Below are 15,580 nucleotides of genomic sequence, written 5' to 3'. Positions count from 1 at the left end.
GCTACACTCACCGGCATTCCGCCACCCGTGAGCAGGGGGTTCGCATGGCCGAGCAGGACGTCGAGGGCGCCGTCGAGGGCGCGGTCGCGGGCGCGGTCGCGGTCGGCACCGGGCAGGCGGTCGGCCCCCGGCCGCGGTCGGTGGACGTCGCCATCGGCCGGCGTCCGGAGCCCGTGCACGATGTCGCGGTGTACGCCTTCGCGGGCATGGCGCCGTTCGAACTCGGCGTGGTGGTCGAGGTGTTCGGGCTTGCCCGGCCCGAGCTCAGCGGGCTGCTGGCGGCACCCTGGTACGGGCTGAAGGTGTGCGCCGACCGGCCCGGGACGGAGCTGGACGCGGTGGGCGGCTTCGCGCTGACCGCCCGGCACGGGCTGGACGAACTGGCCGCGGCCGACACCGTGGTGGTCCCCGGGGTGCCGAACGCGTTCGGCGGCGAAGTCTCCTCCGGGCTGGTCGCGGCCCTGCGCACGGCGCACGAGCGCGGCGCCCGGATCGTGTCGATCTGCTCCGGCGCCTTCGCGCTCGCCGCCGCCGGACTGCTGGACGGCCGGGAGGCGACCACCCACTGGCGGTACGCCGAACTGCTCCAGCAGCGCCACCCGGCGGTCCGGGTCGACCCGGACGTGCTGTACGTGGACAACGGCGACGTGCTCACCAGCGCGGGCAGCGCGGCCGGCATCGACCTCTGCCTGCACCTGGTCCGCCGCGACCACGGCGCCAAGGTCGCCAACGCGGTGGCCCGCCGCTTCGTGGTGTCGCCGCACCGGGACGGCGGGCAGGCCCAGTACATCGAGGCGGCGGTCCGCCCGGTCGCGGAGGACGACGACGGGGTCGCCCGCAGCATGCAGTGGGCCCTGGACCACCTGTCGTCCCCGCTGACCATCTCGGCGCTGGCCCGCGCCGCCCGGATGTCCGACCGCTCGTACCTGCGGCACTTCACCGCCCGCAACGGGACCAGCCCGATGCGCTGGATCGTCACCCAGCGCATCGCGGCCAGCCTGCCGCTGCTGGAATCGCCGGACGGGACGGTGGAGGAGATCGCCGTGGCGGTCGGCTTCGAGAGCTCCGCGACGTTCCGCCACCACTTCGGCCGGGTGATGCACACCTCCCCGACCGCCTACCGGCGCTCCTTCGGGCGCGGGGTGGCGTAGCCCGCGGGTGGCTTCCCCTCGCGGAACCACCCCGAGGGCTGCCACCCCTCGCGGAGCCGCCCCGGGGCTACTTCCCCTCGCGCCGGTCCGCGTTGGCGACGATGGCGTCGTGCAGCCACTGCGCCAGGCCCGGGGCGATGTCCTCGTACGTGCTCGTCCAGCGCGGGTCGGAGACGTAGAGGGACGCCAGGCCGCGGTGGATGATGTACGTGCAGTCGTAGAAGTTCTGGCAGATGTGCTGCCGGTGCGCCTCGGCGAGGTCCGTGGCCACCGTGCCGTCGGCGGGCTCGCCGGCGGTGATCGCCGCGGCCAGGCGGGTGTTGAGCTCGGCCATCTCGGTCTGGATCCGCTGCCAGTCGGCCTTGGTGTAGCCGCCGGTGCGGCGCTGGGACTCGGCCCAGGCCGCGGTGTCGCCCCAGCGCTGCTCGGCCTCCTGCTCCCACTCCTCCTGGTAGCCCTCGCCGAAGATCTCGAACTTCTCCTCCGGGGTCAGCTGAATGCCCATTCTCCGTGCCTCCATGGCGTGTTCGACGGCTGCGGCGAGCTCCTGGAGGTGACTGATCCGGTCGGTCAGCAGCCGGTGCTGCCGCCGGAGGTGTTCGCTCGGGCTGACCGAGTCGTCGTCCAGGATCGCCGCGATCTCCTCCAGGGGGAACCCGAGTTCGCGGTAGAAGAGGATCTGCTGCAGCCGGTCGAGGTCGGCGTCCCCGTACCGGCGGTAGCCGGACCGGGTACGGCCGACGGGGGACAGCAGGCCGATCTCGTCGTAGTGGTGCAGCGTGCGGACGGTCACCTTGGCGATCTTCGCCACGGCACCGACCGAGTAGCCCTCACTGGTCATCGGGGTTCCTCCCTGGTGCTGACCACCAGCCTCGGCTCTCACGTCGCGTGAGGGTCAAGCCCGATGCACGGGGCCGCCTCGCGGGCCGATGCGCGGTCCCGAGGCAGCGGGCCCGAGGCACGGCGCGCGGCCGTTCACGACCCGGCGCCGACCAGCACCCGCTCGCGCCGCCGGGCCGCCCGCCGTCCGCCGTCGCCGTGCCCCCTGGCCCGCGGGCGGCGGGGCTGCTGGGTCGGCCAGAGCAGCACGTACGCGGCCGAGACCACCACGAAGGCCAGCCGGACGAAGCCGCGGGCCGAGTCGGACGGGATGACCAGCGTGCCGCCGTACAACGCGACCAGCGCGATCCAGCTCCACCACGGGACGAGCCGCTTCTGCCCGACCGCGTCCCAGAGCAGCGTGCCGAGCAGGATCGACGCGGTGTAGTAGGTGTAGACGCTCGGGTCGAGCAGGATCCGGGCGTCCGCGCCGAGCAGCACCACGGCCGGCCAGCGGCCGCGCCACACCGCGATGCTGCCCAGGCCGAGACCCAGCGCGAACTGGGTCGGGCGGTCCCACCACGGGGTGGCGGGGTCGGTCACCCCGAACCAGCGCAACGCGGAGGCCGGCTGGTTGGGGATGGTGAACTTGGCGGCCGCCATGGTGTCCAGGTTGCCCAGGTAGAACGGCAGCCAGGCGACCGCCACCAGGGCGGCGAACCAGAGCGCGGTACGGAGCCAGGTGCGCCGGGGCAGCGCCAGGATCAGCGGGGTGAAGGCGATCGCCCAGGGCTTCGAATCCACCGCGAGCGCCAGGAACAGTGCGACCTGGGTGGGCTTGCCGCGGGCCAGGGCATGCGCGGCGAGCGTGGTGAAGAACAGCGCGAGGACGTCGTCCAGGTGCGCGAAACGGACCGACACCTCGACCCACATCGGGATGAAGGCCAGCCCGGCGATCAGCAGGCGCTGCTGGAGCCGGCGGTGGTTGGTGCCGGTACCCAGGTAGTAGAGCGCCGCCGTGCGCCCGACCACGACCAGCATCACCAGGCCGAGCGCGGCGCTCGCCGCCTCGGCGATCAGCTCGCCGGTGTGCGCCGAGAACGGGGCGGTGAGCCCGGCCGCGGCCAGACTGACCGGGCCGATCTGCAGCTCCGGGTGGTGGGCGTAGAGCGACAGGCCGCCGTCGGACTGGCCGCTGAAGAGCAGCTGCTCGCCCTGGCGCAGGTAGTGCCAGGAGAAGCCGCCGCTCGGCTCGACCAGGAAGAACCAGAGCACCGTCCAGGCGGCCAACAGGATGTGGTGTCTGCGGAGCGGCAGCCCCGCGATGCGTCCGGTCGCCGCCTCGTAGTCGGTGCCGGCCCGTGCCGTGCGTACTTCCCGCACCTGTCCTCTCCCCGCCGGTTCCGCCCCCCTCCGGCCGGACATCCTATGTGACGCGGGGGTACCGTCCGTGCCGCCCGCGGGCCCGTCCGGTGGACGGGCGCGGGCGGCACGGGGCACTCGGGCAACCGGCGGGTGGGGTCCGCGCCGCTTCGGCGCTGCTACGGCGCGGCGTCGGCGCTGCTACGGCGTCGCTTCAGTGGTGCGGCAGTGACACGGCAGCGGTGCTTCAGCGGTGATCAGCGCTGAAGCACCGCCGGGGGTCAGCCCTGCGAGCCGGTCTTGCGGCGGCGCAGCACCACGAGGGTGCCGACACCGGCCACCAGGACGGCGGCGCCGGCGGCCGCGATCGCGGTGGTGTCGTCGCCGCCACCGGTCTGGGCGAGGGCCTTGTCGCCGTTGTCCGCCGCGGCCTTGGCCTTGTCGACGGCTGCCGGGGTGAGCGGCGGCGGGGTGATGACCGGGGGCTCCACCGGGAAGTCGATCGGGCCCGGGGTGTCGCTGCTGCTCCCGGCCGGGGCCGGGGTGGTGGTCGACGCGCCGGGCGACGGCTCACCGGTGGCCGGGGTGGTCGGCTTCTCGGTCACCGGGGTGGTCGGCTTCTCGGTCACCGGGCCGGTGGGAGTCGCGGGGGCCGTCGGGGAGGTGCTCCCCGACGGCGAACCGCTCCCGCTCGGGCTCGGCGTGCCCGGGTGCGTGGGGGAAGGGCTCGGCGTACCCGGGTGGGTCGGGGTGGGGCTCGGCTTGCCGCCGTGCGCCTTGATGACGAATCCCACGCCGCCGTCGCAGCTGAGGCGGCCGTTGTCGACCGGCTGGTGGCTGGTGTCGTCGAGCTGGGCGGAGAAGACCACGGGGATGACGCCGGCCCGGCCGAGCGGGGTGTCGTCGGCGAAGGAGGCCCGGACCTTGATCGCGTAGTTGGCGCCGCGGTTCACCGCGTGCAGGTCCTCGTCGACCGGGTTGCCGGCCGCGTCGAGGGTGCCGAGCATCAGGAGGACCGAGCTGTTCTTCTCCCCGCTCTGGTCGGGGGCGACCACCGCGGCCTGCCACTGGCCGCCGGGCAGCTGGAACTGGACCTTGAGGTCCTTCGCCTGGAGCGAGCCCGCCTTGTTCTTGAACTTGAGCAGCGGGATGAAGACGAAGTCGTGCTTGGTGCTGTTGTCGATCTTGAACGTGAACTCGCGGGCGTCACCACCGGCGATGAACGTGCCGGGCACGCCGTTCAGCGAGAGGTCGAGGCTCGCGTGCGACGCCTTGTCGGCCGGCGGCGCGACGGCGGACGGGGAGCCGGTGGTGCCGACGGCCATGGCGCCCTGGGCGCCGGCCAGCACGAGCGAGGACGCGAGCGCGGCGGCGCCGGCAAGGGCAAGACTGCGACGTATGGACAAGGAGACCTCACGGAAGTTTCCGGGCGAGGCCCGGGCGTGAGAGGGCGGCCGCGGACGCCGCGAACCCCCCACGAAGCTGAAAGTCCGACGGAGAGTACCGAACGATCGAGCCGGTCCGGAAGGCGGGTGCCGCACTGTGACGGAGCCTCGGAACGGGTCCGTCCGAATAGTTCAACTCTGTCCAGGGGTAAGGCTTTTGCGCTTTGCCAAAAGGTGACCCAAGGTGACGGGTACACGTCCACCGAGGACCGTACCGCACGGCCCCCGGCGGCCTGCCTCCGGTGGCCTGCCCCCAGCCACGGGCCTCGTGCGGATCCAGCGCGGATCCAGCGCGGACCCGCGCGGACCCGCGCGGACTCAGCGGGCGAAGAAGGACTTGGCCGCGATCAGCGCCCGCTCGTCGCGCAGGACGTCCCCCGGGAGGGTGCCGTTGCCCAGCAGTACGCCGCCCCAGCGCATCCCCATGTACTCGGCGGTCAGCCGGAGGGTGTCGATCAGCGGCCCGGCCTTGTCGTCGCCGTCGGCGAGTGCGGTGACGCCCCAGAGGGTGCCGCCGCGCATCCCGGCGCGGAAGTCCGCTCCGGGCGCCCGGAACCACGCGGACCAGTAGTCGAGGTAGAGCTTGGCGGTGGTCGGCAGCGAGTACCAGTAGAGCGGTGCGACGAAGACCAGGTCCGTGGCGGCCAGGGTGGCGTCCAGCAGCGTCCGTTCGTGGCCGACCGGCTCGGGGTAGCGGCCGTCACCGGTGTGCCGCAGGTCCCGGAAGGGCGGCAGCGGGTGATCGTCCAGGCGCAGCCAGCGCTGCTCCGCGCCGACGGGCAGGCTCGACTCGGCTGCCAGCCGGGCGAGTTGCACGGAGTTGCCGTCGACGCGCGAGCTGGCGTCGAGGAACAGGAACCGCCGCCGCGCCCCGGTATCGGACGGCTCGTCGGATGACTGGGATGACGGGGACGGCTGCCCGGACGGCTGGACGGACGGCTGGACGGTCAGGCGGTCGGACGGCTGGTCGGACATCGGAACTCCCCCGGTCGGTTGCTGCGGTTGCTGCGGCTGGAGATGCGAGCAGCCACCGCACGCCGGTTATTCCACGCCCGCGCCCACGCTCCCGCCCGGCCCCGTGCCCCCGCCCGGGATCACTCGGGCAGCCCGGCCCGGCGGCGGGCGACGGCGGCGACCGCCGCCCAGTCCTTGTCCCCGTCCCCGTGGGCCAGCGCGTCCAGGAAGGCGTCCCGCAGGACGCTGCCGAACGGCAGCGGGACGTGGCGCGCGGCCCCCGCCTCCAGCGCCAGGCCGACGTCCTTGAGTCCGAGCGGCAGCCGGAACCCGGCCGGCTCGTAGCGGCGCTCGGCCACCATCGCGCCGTAGCCGGAGTAGACCGGCCCGGGGAAGAGCGTGCCGGTGAGCATCTCGACCAGATCCGTCGGCCGGACCCCGTTGGCATCGGCCAGGCTGCACGCCTCGGCCATCGACTCGATCGCGCAGGCCAGCAGGAAGTTGGCACTGATCTTGGCGGTGTTGGCCTGACGGGGACTCTCGCCGAAGTACCAGGTGCGCTCGCCCATCGCGGCGAACAGCGGCTCGGCCCTGGCCAACAGGTCCGCCGTGCCCGCGGCCAGGATGTTCAGCCGGCCCTCCGCCGCGACCGGCGGCCGGCCGAGGACCGGCGCGGCGACGTAGCCGATGCCGTACTCGGCGTGCAGCGCCTCCGCCCGCTCGGCGAGGCCGAGCGAGACGGTGGCCATGTTGACGTGCAGGGTCGCCGTGGCGCCGGCCAGCAGGGCGGGGTCGAGCAGCAGCCGTTCGACCGCCTCGTCGTTGGCGAGCATCGAGACCACCGTGTCGGCGGCGAACACCTCGGCGAGCGAGCCGGCCGCCTCCGCGCCCTCGTCCGCCATGGCGGCGACCGGTTCGGGCGACCGGTTCCAGACCCGTACGGCGTGACCGGCCCGCAGCAGGCTCCCGGCCATGCCCCGGCCCATCGCACCCAGCCCCACGAAGCCGACCGTCGTCCCCGTCATCTGTGCACTCCTGTCGCCATCGCCACCCATCTGCGGGCGACTGTACGTCAGGAGCCTGGCGGGGCAACGTCATGCGGGCCGCCGGGGCCTCCCGGGCTGCTCCCGTGCTGTCCCTACTGCCCGGCGTGGTGGCGCCGGCCGGGCCCGCTCGTGCTGGTCGGGCCGCTCAGGCGCAGGCGCGTTCCGGCAGCCGGCTGCGGTGCGCGGCGGCCCCGCGCTCCAACTCGGCGACCACCCGGCTGCGCAGCAGCTCGTACTGCGCCTGCAGCCGACCGGGGCGGGCCGGTCGGGCGACCGGGCGGCCCGGCCCGATCAGCTCGTCAGGCCCGAACTGCTCGCGGGTGAGGTCGATCTCGAAGCCGGTGGCGAAGCGGTTCCACCAGTGGAGGTCCGTCCGGACCCCGTCGACGTACACCTCGCCCATCATCAGGTCGCCGCCGAGCAGGTCGTGCACCACCATCGCCGTCACCCCGCACTGGCCGCGGGCGGGATTGTCGGGACGCCAGTGGGCCAGATCCTCGGGCGCACAGGTGTCGACACCCCAGGAGGAGCGGATCGCACGTTCGATGTCGTTGAGGGTCCACGCCGTCATAGCGGGAAGCCTGCCACGGGGCACTGACAGCGGCACCGGCTTTTCGAAGGGTCATCCCGTGTTCTGCGGCAGCCCTTCCGGCGTTCACCCGAACGAGTCAATGGCCCGGCCGGGAGCGGTGGCCTGCCCGGTGCGGTGGCCTGCCCGATCAGCGGGGCGGGTCAGCGGGGCGGGTCAGCGGGGCGGGGCGGGCGTCACTTGGACAGCTCGCCGACACCGGCCTGCGCGAACTGCTCGTCCAGGTCGCCGCTGGGCGCGCCCGCGACGCCGACGGCCGCGACCGGAGCGCCCTTGGACTGCACCGGGGCGCCGCCGGCCAGGAACAGTGTGCCCGGGATGTCCTTGAGGTTCGGAGCCTGGGCCAGCCGCTTGGCCAGCTCCGAGGTCGGCGCGTTCCAGGAGACCGCGGTGAAGGCCTTGCGCGCGGCCGACTCCGGGGCCTGCGGGCTGGCGCCGTCGCCCTTCAGCAGCACCCGGGTGACGCCGTCGCGGTCGACGACCGCGACCGAGACGTGCTGGCCGGCCTTGTTCGCCGCGTCCAGGGCGGCCTGGGCGGCGCGGGTGGCGGCGTCGATGGTCAGGCCGGTGCTCTGGGCGAGGTTCCTGTTCTGAGCGTCGGTCTTCACCGCGGCCGGGGCGGCCGAGGCGGCCGGGGTCTCGGAGGTCTCGGCGCTGGCCGAGACGGCGCCCACGGTGGCGGCGGCGAGCGCGGCAGCGGCGACGGTGCCGGTCAGCACCCGGGTGCGCACGGAGGTCTTCTTCATGGTCCAGCTCCTCAGCGGGTCTGCGGGGTGGTGTGGGGGATCGGGGACCGCCGGGTCGGGGGACGCCCGGCGGCGTGCTTCGATCCTCCGGCCGAGGACGGGCCCGCCACATCGACGGTCCGGCGGGAGCATCCCGGCGTGATGGAGGACGGCGGCGTCAACCGATCGGCTGATGCGGCACCGGGCCGGACGGGCCACCATCAAGGGATCGGTGCAGGTCAGCGCGGATCGCCGCGGGTCAGCGCCGCGGGTCAGCGCGGATCGGCCGCCCCGCACCGCCGTTCGACCAGGAGCCACCCGTGCAGCAGCCACGCCCCGCCGCAGGCCGTCCCGGAGCCACCGACCGTCCGGGCGCCGTCGACCGCGACGCCGGCGATCCGGACGCGGGCCGGCTCGCGCTGCTGCTGGACTCCGCCTTCGTGGTGCTGCTCGCCGCCGCACTCAACCGCTACCTCACCCACCACTCCGGCAGTTCCCAGGCGCCCTGGGTGATCGGCCTGAGCGCCGCCCTGGCCGTCGCCCAGCCGGCCGGCTCCTGGTTCGACCGCCGCCGCCCGCCCACGTCGGGTCAGCGGCGCCGGTGGCCGTCGGCGCTGGTGGTCGCACTCTGGGTGGTGCTGGTACTGCTCGCGCCGAGCTTCGCCTGGTGCGCCGTCCCGCTGATCTACACGGCGCTGCGGGCGCTGCCCGCGAAGGCGGCGATCCCGCTGGTGGCCGCCTTGACCCTGCTCGTGGTGATCGCCGAGATCCGGCTGCCCGGCGGGGCGGACGCCACGCTCGTGCTGCTGCCGCCCACGGTGGCCGCGCTCGCCACCGGTGTCTTCCTCTTCATGGCCCGGCAGGCCGCCCGGCAGCGCGCGCTGATCACCGACCTGGTCCGCACCCGGCGCGAACTCGCCGCCACCGAACGGCGGGAGGGCACCCTGGCCGAGCGCGAACGGCTGGCGATGGAGATCCACGACACCCTGGCGCAGGGCCTGTCCAGCCAGCAGATGCTGCTGCAGGCCGCCGAACGCACCTGGGACACCGACCCGGTGACCGCCCGCACCCATGTCCGGACCGCCGCCGAGGTGGCCGCCCGGAACCTGGCCGAGGCCCGCCGCTTCGTCCACGACCTCGCGCCCGCCGAGCTCGCCGACGGCCGGGCGCTCGACCAGGCGCTGCGGGCGCTGGCCGGGCGGGAGTCCGCCGAGAGCGGGCTGCCGGTCCGCTTCCACCTGGACGGCACGCCCGTGCCGCTGCCCGCCGCCGCACAGTCCGCGCTGCTGCGGATCGCGCAGGGCGCGCTGGCCAACGTCCGCGAGCACGCCGGGGCGTCGACCGCGGCGATCACGCTGTCCTTCCTCGGCGACCAGGCCGTCCTGGACATCGCCGACGACGGGCAGGGCTTCGACCCGGGCGCCGCGGGCACCGGGGGCACCGCGGGCACCGGGGACGGCCGCGGGTACGGCCTGCCCGCGATGCGCGCCCGGCTGCGGCAGCTGGGTGGCACGCTGACCGTGGAGAGCACCCCCGGCGAGGGCACCGTCGTCTCCGCCGCGATCCCCCTGGAGCCCCGATGAACACGACGCCCGCCCGGACGACTCCCGCCCGCACGGCCCCCGTACGGCTGCTGGTCTGCGACGACCACGCGGTGGTGCGGGCCGGCCTGCTGGCGCTGCTCGCCAGCGCGGGCGACATCGAGGTGGTCGGCGAGGCCAGCACCGGCGAGGAGGCCGTCGCCCTGGCCGCCCGGCTGGCGCCCCAGGTAGTCCTGATGGACATTCAACTCGACGAGGACATCGACGGCGTGGAGGCCACCCGCCGGATCACCGCCGCCCCGGGCGGCCCGCACGTGCTGGTGCTCACCACGTACGACACCGACGCCGACATCACCCGGGCGATCGCCGCGGGCGCCACCGGCTACCTGCTGAAGGCCGAGCAGCCGGAGGAGCTGTTCTCCGCCGTCCACGCGGCCGCCCGGGGCCGGACGGTGCTCTCACCGCCGGTCGCCTCCCGGGTGATGGCGCAGATGCGGGCGCCCGCCCCGCAGTTGACCGAGCGCGAGCAGGACATCCTCGAACAACTGGCGCAGGGGCTGGGCAACCGGGAGATCGCGCGGGCACTGTTCATCAGCGAGGCGACGGTGAAGACCCATCTCGGGCGCATCTACGACAAGTTGGGCGTGGACACCCGGTCCGGCGCGGTCGCGGTGGCGAAGGAACGCCGACTGGTGCGCTGACTCCGGGCGTTGGCCTGCCGGGCGTTGGCCTGCCCGGTCCACCGGCTCGTCCTCGGCTGCGCTGGGCGCTCGCACGGTGTCACTGTGTGCTGCCATGATGGGGGGAATGTCGGATTCCGGGCAGCGTGCGCGCGACTCGCAGACTCGCCTGGCGTGCCAGATTCGACTTCCAGACGCCCGAAGAGGCACACAAGTCCCTGGTCCAGCGCCTGTCGTCGCGGCACCAGCCGATCACCACAATGTGGATGTTTCGTGGATTTCCCTATTGACAAACCAACCACGCGGTTTGTTAGCGTGAGGTCAACGACGCCCCCGGAGGAGGGGGCTCGCCGGGGCCTGTGCGGACCGCTCTCGCCGGAGGGGGTTGCCAGGGGGGAACGGCGGGATTGCCGGGGGGTCGGGGGGAGCGGCAGCGCCGAAGCCGCGTGACGAGGCGGCGTGGAGCGTGTCCGGGGGGACTCGCTCCACGCCGACCCGCCCCTTCCGCACTCCGAGCTCCGAGCTCCGGTACGCGGCGCGTTTCGGTACGACCGCTCGCTACACCAGCGCGCTCCAGTACGGACAACACACGTACGGCAGTGGCCCGGAGCCGCGCCCGTCGTCCCCCGGCAGCACCGGGAGCCGCTCCGACCGGGCCACCCCCGGCGAACTCGCGGTCAGCCCGGCCTCGCCCAACTCGCCGAAGCAGAGCGCCAGTCGGTAGCCGTCCCGGGTGGCCGCACCGACTCCGGGGCGGTCATAGCCGGCGCTCAGTGAGGTGATCGTCCAACCCCGCCGCCGCCAGTGCCGCTCCACCACGCCCACCATCACCGACCGCCGGGGCAGCGAGACGACGGTGAGGATGTCCCGCCCCCGGGTGACGTACCAGCGCAGTTCCGACCCGCGCCCCGCCGAGCCGCGCCCCGGCTGCGGCAGCCGCGCGCCCGCCCGGGGCGCCGCCTCCTGCCAGGCCGGTGACGGGTCGAGGGCGTCCAGGGTGTCCTGGAGCAGCGTCTCGCAGCGTTCGGCGGCACCGAGTTGGTCGACCGCCACGCCGGTCGCCGGTCTCGGCCACCGGACGGACGCGACCGGCGCTCCGCCGGGGCAACCGCCCGGGCATCCGACGTTCAGTTCGGCACCACCTGACTGCACAGGGCCCTCCGCACTCCTCCCGGCATTCAACCGGGCAGGGATTCCGTCACTGCTTGGACGGCGGACGGGTGCGGGCAGTTCCATCCGTCCACGCCCGCGCCGGAACGCCGTGACGGACCCCTCTCCGCCCGGCGCCGACGACGCCGAACACCGCCCACATGCGGCCAACTCGCGCCACTCTGCGGCCCCTACGACCCACTTCAGCACCTCGCCCTAGACCCGGACGTCGACCTCGGCGTGCACTTCGGCGGCGACTTCACCCATTGCTCCCCGCGTTCCGACCCCTACTCTGCATGTCGGCTGCGCCCGGGGACGCCGCCGTCCTGGCGGGAAACACCCGCCGCCCGACCCATCGCCGCCCGGGCCTCCACCACCCCGACCGCGCCGCGAAGAGCACACCGACCCCCGGGTAACAAGCCCCTGTTCAAAACGGCCGATAACCGCGCATGGTGATCCCAACCAAATTGACGAACCATCAACTTCCGGGATGAGACTGCCTGGTTGGTTTCACTGACCGGGAGTAGACGATGCGCATACTTTTCACCGGCCCCGCCGCGGCCGGCCACCTCTTCCCCATGGTGCCGACGGCACAGGCGCTGCGCGCCGCCGGGCACGAGATCCTGTTCGCCTGCGGGCAGCCGCTGGAGCAGCTCCGCAGCGCGGGCTTCCCGATCGTCGAGATCGGCGACGGCCGGAACATCCGGGAACTGTTCGAGGAGCGCCTCGGCGGCAAGATCGAGTACGTCGACCGGGGCAGGTCCCAGGAAGAGATCTTCGACATGGCGGCCGCGATCTTCGCGCACGCCTCCCGCCCTGCCGTCGACGACCTGCTGGAGGCCGCCACCGCGTGGGGCGCCGACCTGCTCGTCCACGACTCCTTCCACGCCGCTGCCCCGCTGGTGGCGGCCCGCCTCAAGATCCCGTCGGTGGTCCACAACTTCGGGGTCAGCGCCGGCCTCCCCATGACCGACCTGCTCGCCTCCCACTTCACCGACGTCTACGAGCAGCACGGACTGGCCGGCCCGGCCGCCGCCACCGCGCTCAACGTCGGCCCGCTCGGCGGCGACCCGGCCGGCCTGCCGATGCGCTACGTCCCGTACAACGGCGGCGGCGTGGTCCCGACCGAGTTCCTCCGCCCCGCCGACCGCGCGCGGATCGTCGTCACCCTGGGCACCGTCCTCACCGAGCTCGACGGCGTCCGTGCCGTGGTCCGCCTCGTCGAGGCGGCGGCCGAGGTCGACGCCGACTTCCTGCTCGCCGTCGGCGGCGCCGACCTCGCCCCGCTCGGCACCCTGCCCGCCAACGTCCGCGGCCTGCCGTGGGTACCGCTCAACGAACTGCTCGGCCACGCCGACGCGTTGGTCCACCACGGCGGCTCGGGCACCATGCTCACCGCCCTCCAGGCCGGCCTGCCCCAACTGCTCCTCCCCCAGGGCGCGGACCACTTCATCAACGCCGACGCCCTCACCGCCACCGGCGCCGCCCTCCGCTCCGCCTCCGACGCCGTCGACACCCGGCTCCTCGACCAGCTCATCACCGACCCGGCCCTGCGCGACGCCGCCCACCGCCTCCGCTCCGACAACGCCGCCCTGCCCACCCCCGCCGCACTCGTCCCCACCCTCGAAGCCCTCACCACCACCTCCTGACCCCACCACCCGCGGGTCGGGGCCGGCCAGCCCCGCCCCGCGGGCATGCGCGCAGCGGCTCGGTTGCCGCGGTCTCCTGGGGCCCGCTGGGATCAGTCCCCGTCGGCAGTCCGGTTCCGCGCCTTGCGTCTCCTGGTACTCAGTGATCCGGGTTGGTCCGGACAACGCGAAAGCCGCAGGTCAGATGACCTGCGGCTTTCGGTATGGAGCGGGCGACGAGAATCGAACTCGCGCTATAAGCTTGGGAAGCTCATGTTCTACCATTAAACTACGCCCGCCTGATGAGCCGTCAGAGACCGCTCGATCCAGTGCCACTGTACCCCATTCGCGACTGTGGTTGCACAAGTGGTCGGGGGTGCGGCGGTGTGAGGTGGGGGCGGGGGTTGGGGCGTACTGTGTGGGCCGCGTGCGAGTGCTCCGGTGGGTGGGGCCGGGGCGGCGAGCCATGGTGAGGAATGTCTGGAACATCCCCTAATGTGACGCTGGCCCGGGGCTCGGCCGCCAGGTGTGCGAGTACGGGTGAGTACTGGGTTAGGGATGGGAAGGGGATCGATGGAGCAGCGCGCCGTCGTTCGTTGTGCCGAGGGGCACCTGTTCAGCACCACCACGTTCCCTATGCAGAACCTCGGTCCGGGCCGGCTCGGTCCCGGGCGGTTGATCCGCTGTCCGCAGTGCGGGCGGCTTCGGAGCTCGGTGCTGGCCGACCTGCGGGAGCTGTCGGAGCCGCAACTGGCGCAGGCGATGCGGCTGGAGGCCGCGGAGTTCCTGGCCTGACGGTCGGCGGGAGGTCGCGGGAGGGCCAAGGAGGACGTCGTGGGGCCCCGGGCGGATTCGTCCGGGGCCCTTTCTTGCACGTAACCTCGAAGCGTGCTGCTCTCTGACAAGGACATCCGGACCGAAATCGACCTGGGCCGGGTCTCGATCGACCCGTTCGACCCGGCGATGATCCAGCCGTCGAGTATCGACGTGCGCCTCGACCGCCTCTTCCGCGTGTTCGAGAACCACAAGTACCCGCACATCGACCCCTCCGAGGAGCAGCCGGACCTGACCCGGCTGGTGGAGCCGGACGGCGACGACGCGTTCATCCTGCACCCCGGCGAGTTCGTGCTGGCCTCGACGTACGAGGTCATCACTCTGCCCGAGGACGTGGCGTCCCGGCTGGAGGGCAAGTCGAGCCTGGGCCGGCTGGGCCTGCTCACCCACTCCACGGCCGGCTTCATCGACCCCGGTTTCAGCGGCCACGTGACGCTGGAGCTGTCGAACGTCGCGACGCTGCCGATCAAGCTGTACCCGGGCATGAAGATCGGGCAGCTCTGCCTGTTCCGCCTCTCCTCGCCGTCGGAGCACCCGTACGGCTCGGAGCGGTACGGCTCGCGTTACCAGGGCCAGCGCGGCCCGACGCCGTCCCGCTCGTACCTGAACTTCCACCGCACCAAGGTCTGAGCGCGGAGCGCGGGCCCGGACGAGCGCACGCAGACGGGCGGCCATCCCTCACCGCGAGGGGTGGCCGCCCGCGGCGTTGTCAGGCCCGCTTGGGCCTGGTGACGGCGACCAGTTCGGTGCCGTCCTCGGACAGCCGCAGCTCGGTGCGCAGTTCGGCCAGCTCGCCGAGGTGGTGCAGGTGGGTGCCGCCGCAGAAGATCTGCGCGCCGCCTTCGGGCAGTTCGCAGTGCCACTGGCGGCGGGCGGTGAGTTCGGGGCCGGGCACCTCGATGCGGACCGGGGCGTCGGCGGCGACCCAGGCGGCGAGGCGGGCGTTGACGGCTTCGGTGAGGGCGGGCAGGGCGTCGGCCAGGGCGGGGAACTCCTCGGTGGCGTCCGCCGTGAAGCCCTTCTTCTTCAGCGACTTGCCGAGCCGGTAGGTGTCGGTGCTGGCGTCGGTGTCCATCACCGATGCGGCCATGGCGAGGCTGTCGAAGTCCGGGTTGCCGAAGGCGTCCGAGCGGCCCGGGTCCTTGCGCCAGCGCGGGGCGAGGGCGGCGTTGAGGGCGAGGGCGAGCAGGTGGCAGCCGCTGTGCGAGGCGCTGAGGGCGCCCCGGCGGTCGGCGTCGACGGCGAGGGCGGCGGTGCGGCCGACGATGTCGCCGGGGTCGGTGTCGAGGACGTGCAGGACCAGCCAGGACCACTCCTCGTCGCCGCGCCGCACCGGGATGTCGGCGCCGACCAGCAGCGCGTCGTCGTCCGGGCCGACGGCGCCGGTCAGGCAGTCGGCCACGGCGAGCTCGGTGCCGTCCACGGTGAGGGTGCCGTGGTCGGCCGGCTGGTCGGGCCAGGTGTGGTCGAGCGGGTGGAACGGGGTCGTCCCGGTGACGACGGCGTACCGGCCGTCGGCCAGCGGGTGCACCGCAAGCACCGGGGACTCGCCGGTCACCGCCCCGGTCGGGAAGCTGACGTGGGTGGTGGGGAGGGTCATGCCTGTCTCCGGTGGACGTCGACGACGGGAGTGGGCGGGCTCCGGCGCTCGGCCGCG

The 15,580-nt window shown here is 73.6% G+C and carries 15 protein-coding genes and 1 tRNA gene; 6 read left to right on the top strand and 10 right to left on the bottom strand.

Annotation, left to right across the window (positions count from 1 at the left end; genetic code table 11):
• The first annotated feature begins 44 nt into the window (after nt 1-44).
• Nucleotides 45-1,151 (top strand): helix-turn-helix domain-containing protein, encoded by a 1,107-nt coding sequence (locus tag AC0B61_RS03515; RefSeq protein WP_471738953.1) that lies wholly within the window; start codon nt 45-47, stop codon nt 1,149-1,151.
• Nucleotides 1,152-1,218: 67 nt separating this feature from the next.
• On the opposite strand, the gene AC0B61_RS03510 is transcribed toward AC0B61_RS03515, so the two are convergent.
• The 7 genes from AC0B61_RS03510 to AC0B61_RS03480 form a co-directional block, all read right to left on the bottom strand.
• Nucleotides 1,219-1,992 (bottom strand): MerR family transcriptional regulator, encoded by a 774-nt coding sequence (locus AC0B61_RS03510; RefSeq protein ID WP_471738952.1) that lies wholly within the window; start codon nt 1,990-1,992, stop codon nt 1,219-1,221.
• A gap of 134 nt (nt 1,993-2,126) precedes the next feature.
• Nucleotides 2,127-3,353: a hypothetical protein gene (locus tag AC0B61_RS03505; RefSeq protein WP_471738951.1), complete on the bottom strand. Its 1,227-nt coding sequence runs from the start codon at nt 3,351-3,353 to the stop codon at nt 2,127-2,129.
• A gap of 260 nt (nt 3,354-3,613) precedes the next feature.
• Nucleotides 3,614-4,738 carry an LPXTG cell wall anchor domain-containing protein gene (locus tag AC0B61_RS03500; RefSeq protein WP_471738950.1) on the bottom strand — a complete coding sequence of 375 codons (1,125 nt, stop codon included), beginning with the start codon at nt 4,736-4,738 and terminating at the stop codon, nt 3,614-3,616.
• 357 nt (nt 4,739-5,095) lie between these two features.
• On the bottom strand, nt 5,096-5,752 hold the full coding sequence (locus AC0B61_RS03495) for a flavodoxin family protein (protein ID WP_471738949.1): 657 nt from the start codon (nt 5,750-5,752) through the stop codon (nt 5,096-5,098).
• A gap of 119 nt (nt 5,753-5,871) precedes the next feature.
• Entirely contained in the window at nt 5,872-6,756 is an 885-nt protein-coding gene (locus AC0B61_RS03490) for an NAD(P)-dependent oxidoreductase (protein ID WP_471738948.1), read from the bottom strand.
• A 166-nt stretch (nt 6,757-6,922) separates the two neighbouring features.
• Nucleotides 6,923-7,348, bottom strand: coding sequence for a YunG family protein (locus tag AC0B61_RS03485; protein ID WP_471738947.1), 426 nt, complete (start codon nt 7,346-7,348; stop codon nt 6,923-6,925).
• Between the two features lie 194 nt (nt 7,349-7,542).
• Nucleotides 7,543-8,112, bottom strand: a complete 570-nt coding sequence (locus tag AC0B61_RS03480; protein WP_471738946.1) for a GlcG/HbpS family heme-binding protein — start codon at nt 8,110-8,112, stop codon at nt 7,543-7,545.
• 299 nt (nt 8,113-8,411) lie between these two features.
• Between AC0B61_RS03480 and AC0B61_RS03475 the strand changes: the two genes are divergently transcribed.
• Nucleotides 8,412-9,674 (top strand): sensor histidine kinase, encoded by a 1,263-nt coding sequence (locus tag AC0B61_RS03475; RefSeq protein WP_471738945.1) that lies wholly within the window; start codon nt 8,412-8,414, stop codon nt 9,672-9,674.
• Nucleotides 9,671-10,333, top strand: a complete 663-nt coding sequence (locus AC0B61_RS03470) for a response regulator (RefSeq protein ID WP_471738944.1) — start codon at nt 9,671-9,673, stop codon at nt 10,331-10,333. The genes AC0B61_RS03475 and AC0B61_RS03470 overlap by 4 nt, the downstream gene beginning before the upstream one ends.
• Before the next feature lie 537 nt (nt 10,334-10,870).
• Here the strand turns inward: AC0B61_RS03470 and AC0B61_RS03465 are convergent.
• Nucleotides 10,871-11,365 (bottom strand): hypothetical protein, encoded by a 495-nt coding sequence (locus tag AC0B61_RS03465; RefSeq protein ID WP_471738943.1) that lies wholly within the window; start codon nt 11,363-11,365, stop codon nt 10,871-10,873.
• A gap of 626 nt (nt 11,366-11,991) precedes the next feature.
• Between AC0B61_RS03465 and AC0B61_RS03460 the strand changes: the two genes are divergently transcribed.
• Nucleotides 11,992-13,110: a nucleotide disphospho-sugar-binding domain-containing protein gene (locus tag AC0B61_RS03460; protein WP_471738942.1), complete on the top strand. Its 1,119-nt coding sequence runs from the start codon at nt 11,992-11,994 to the stop codon at nt 13,108-13,110.
• A 204-nt stretch (nt 13,111-13,314) separates the two neighbouring features.
• On the opposite strand, the gene AC0B61_RS03455 is transcribed toward AC0B61_RS03460, so the two are convergent.
• A tRNA-Gly gene (locus AC0B61_RS03455) sits at nt 13,315-13,388 on the bottom strand.
• A 274-nt stretch (nt 13,389-13,662) separates the two neighbouring features.
• Here AC0B61_RS03455 and AC0B61_RS03450 point away from each other — a divergent pair.
• Nucleotides 13,663-13,884, top strand: coding sequence for a hypothetical protein (locus AC0B61_RS03450; protein WP_471738941.1), 222 nt, complete (start codon nt 13,663-13,665; stop codon nt 13,882-13,884).
• A gap of 93 nt (nt 13,885-13,977) precedes the next feature.
• On the top strand, nt 13,978-14,553 hold the full coding sequence (dcd, locus tag AC0B61_RS03445; RefSeq protein ID WP_471738940.1) for a dCTP deaminase: 576 nt from the start codon (nt 13,978-13,980) through the stop codon (nt 14,551-14,553).
• A 79-nt stretch (nt 14,554-14,632) separates the two neighbouring features.
• On the opposite strand, the gene AC0B61_RS03440 is transcribed toward dcd, so the two are convergent.
• Entirely contained in the window at nt 14,633-15,523 is an 891-nt protein-coding gene (locus AC0B61_RS03440) for an alanyl-tRNA editing protein (RefSeq protein WP_471738939.1), read from the bottom strand.
• Nucleotides 15,524-15,580: the final 57 nt, after the last annotated feature.

The sequence above is a fragment of the Kitasatospora sp. NPDC023385 genome (assembly GCF_055664045.1).
Note: the sequence above shows the minus strand (reverse complement) of the source record. Positions and strands in the feature narration are given on the sequence as shown.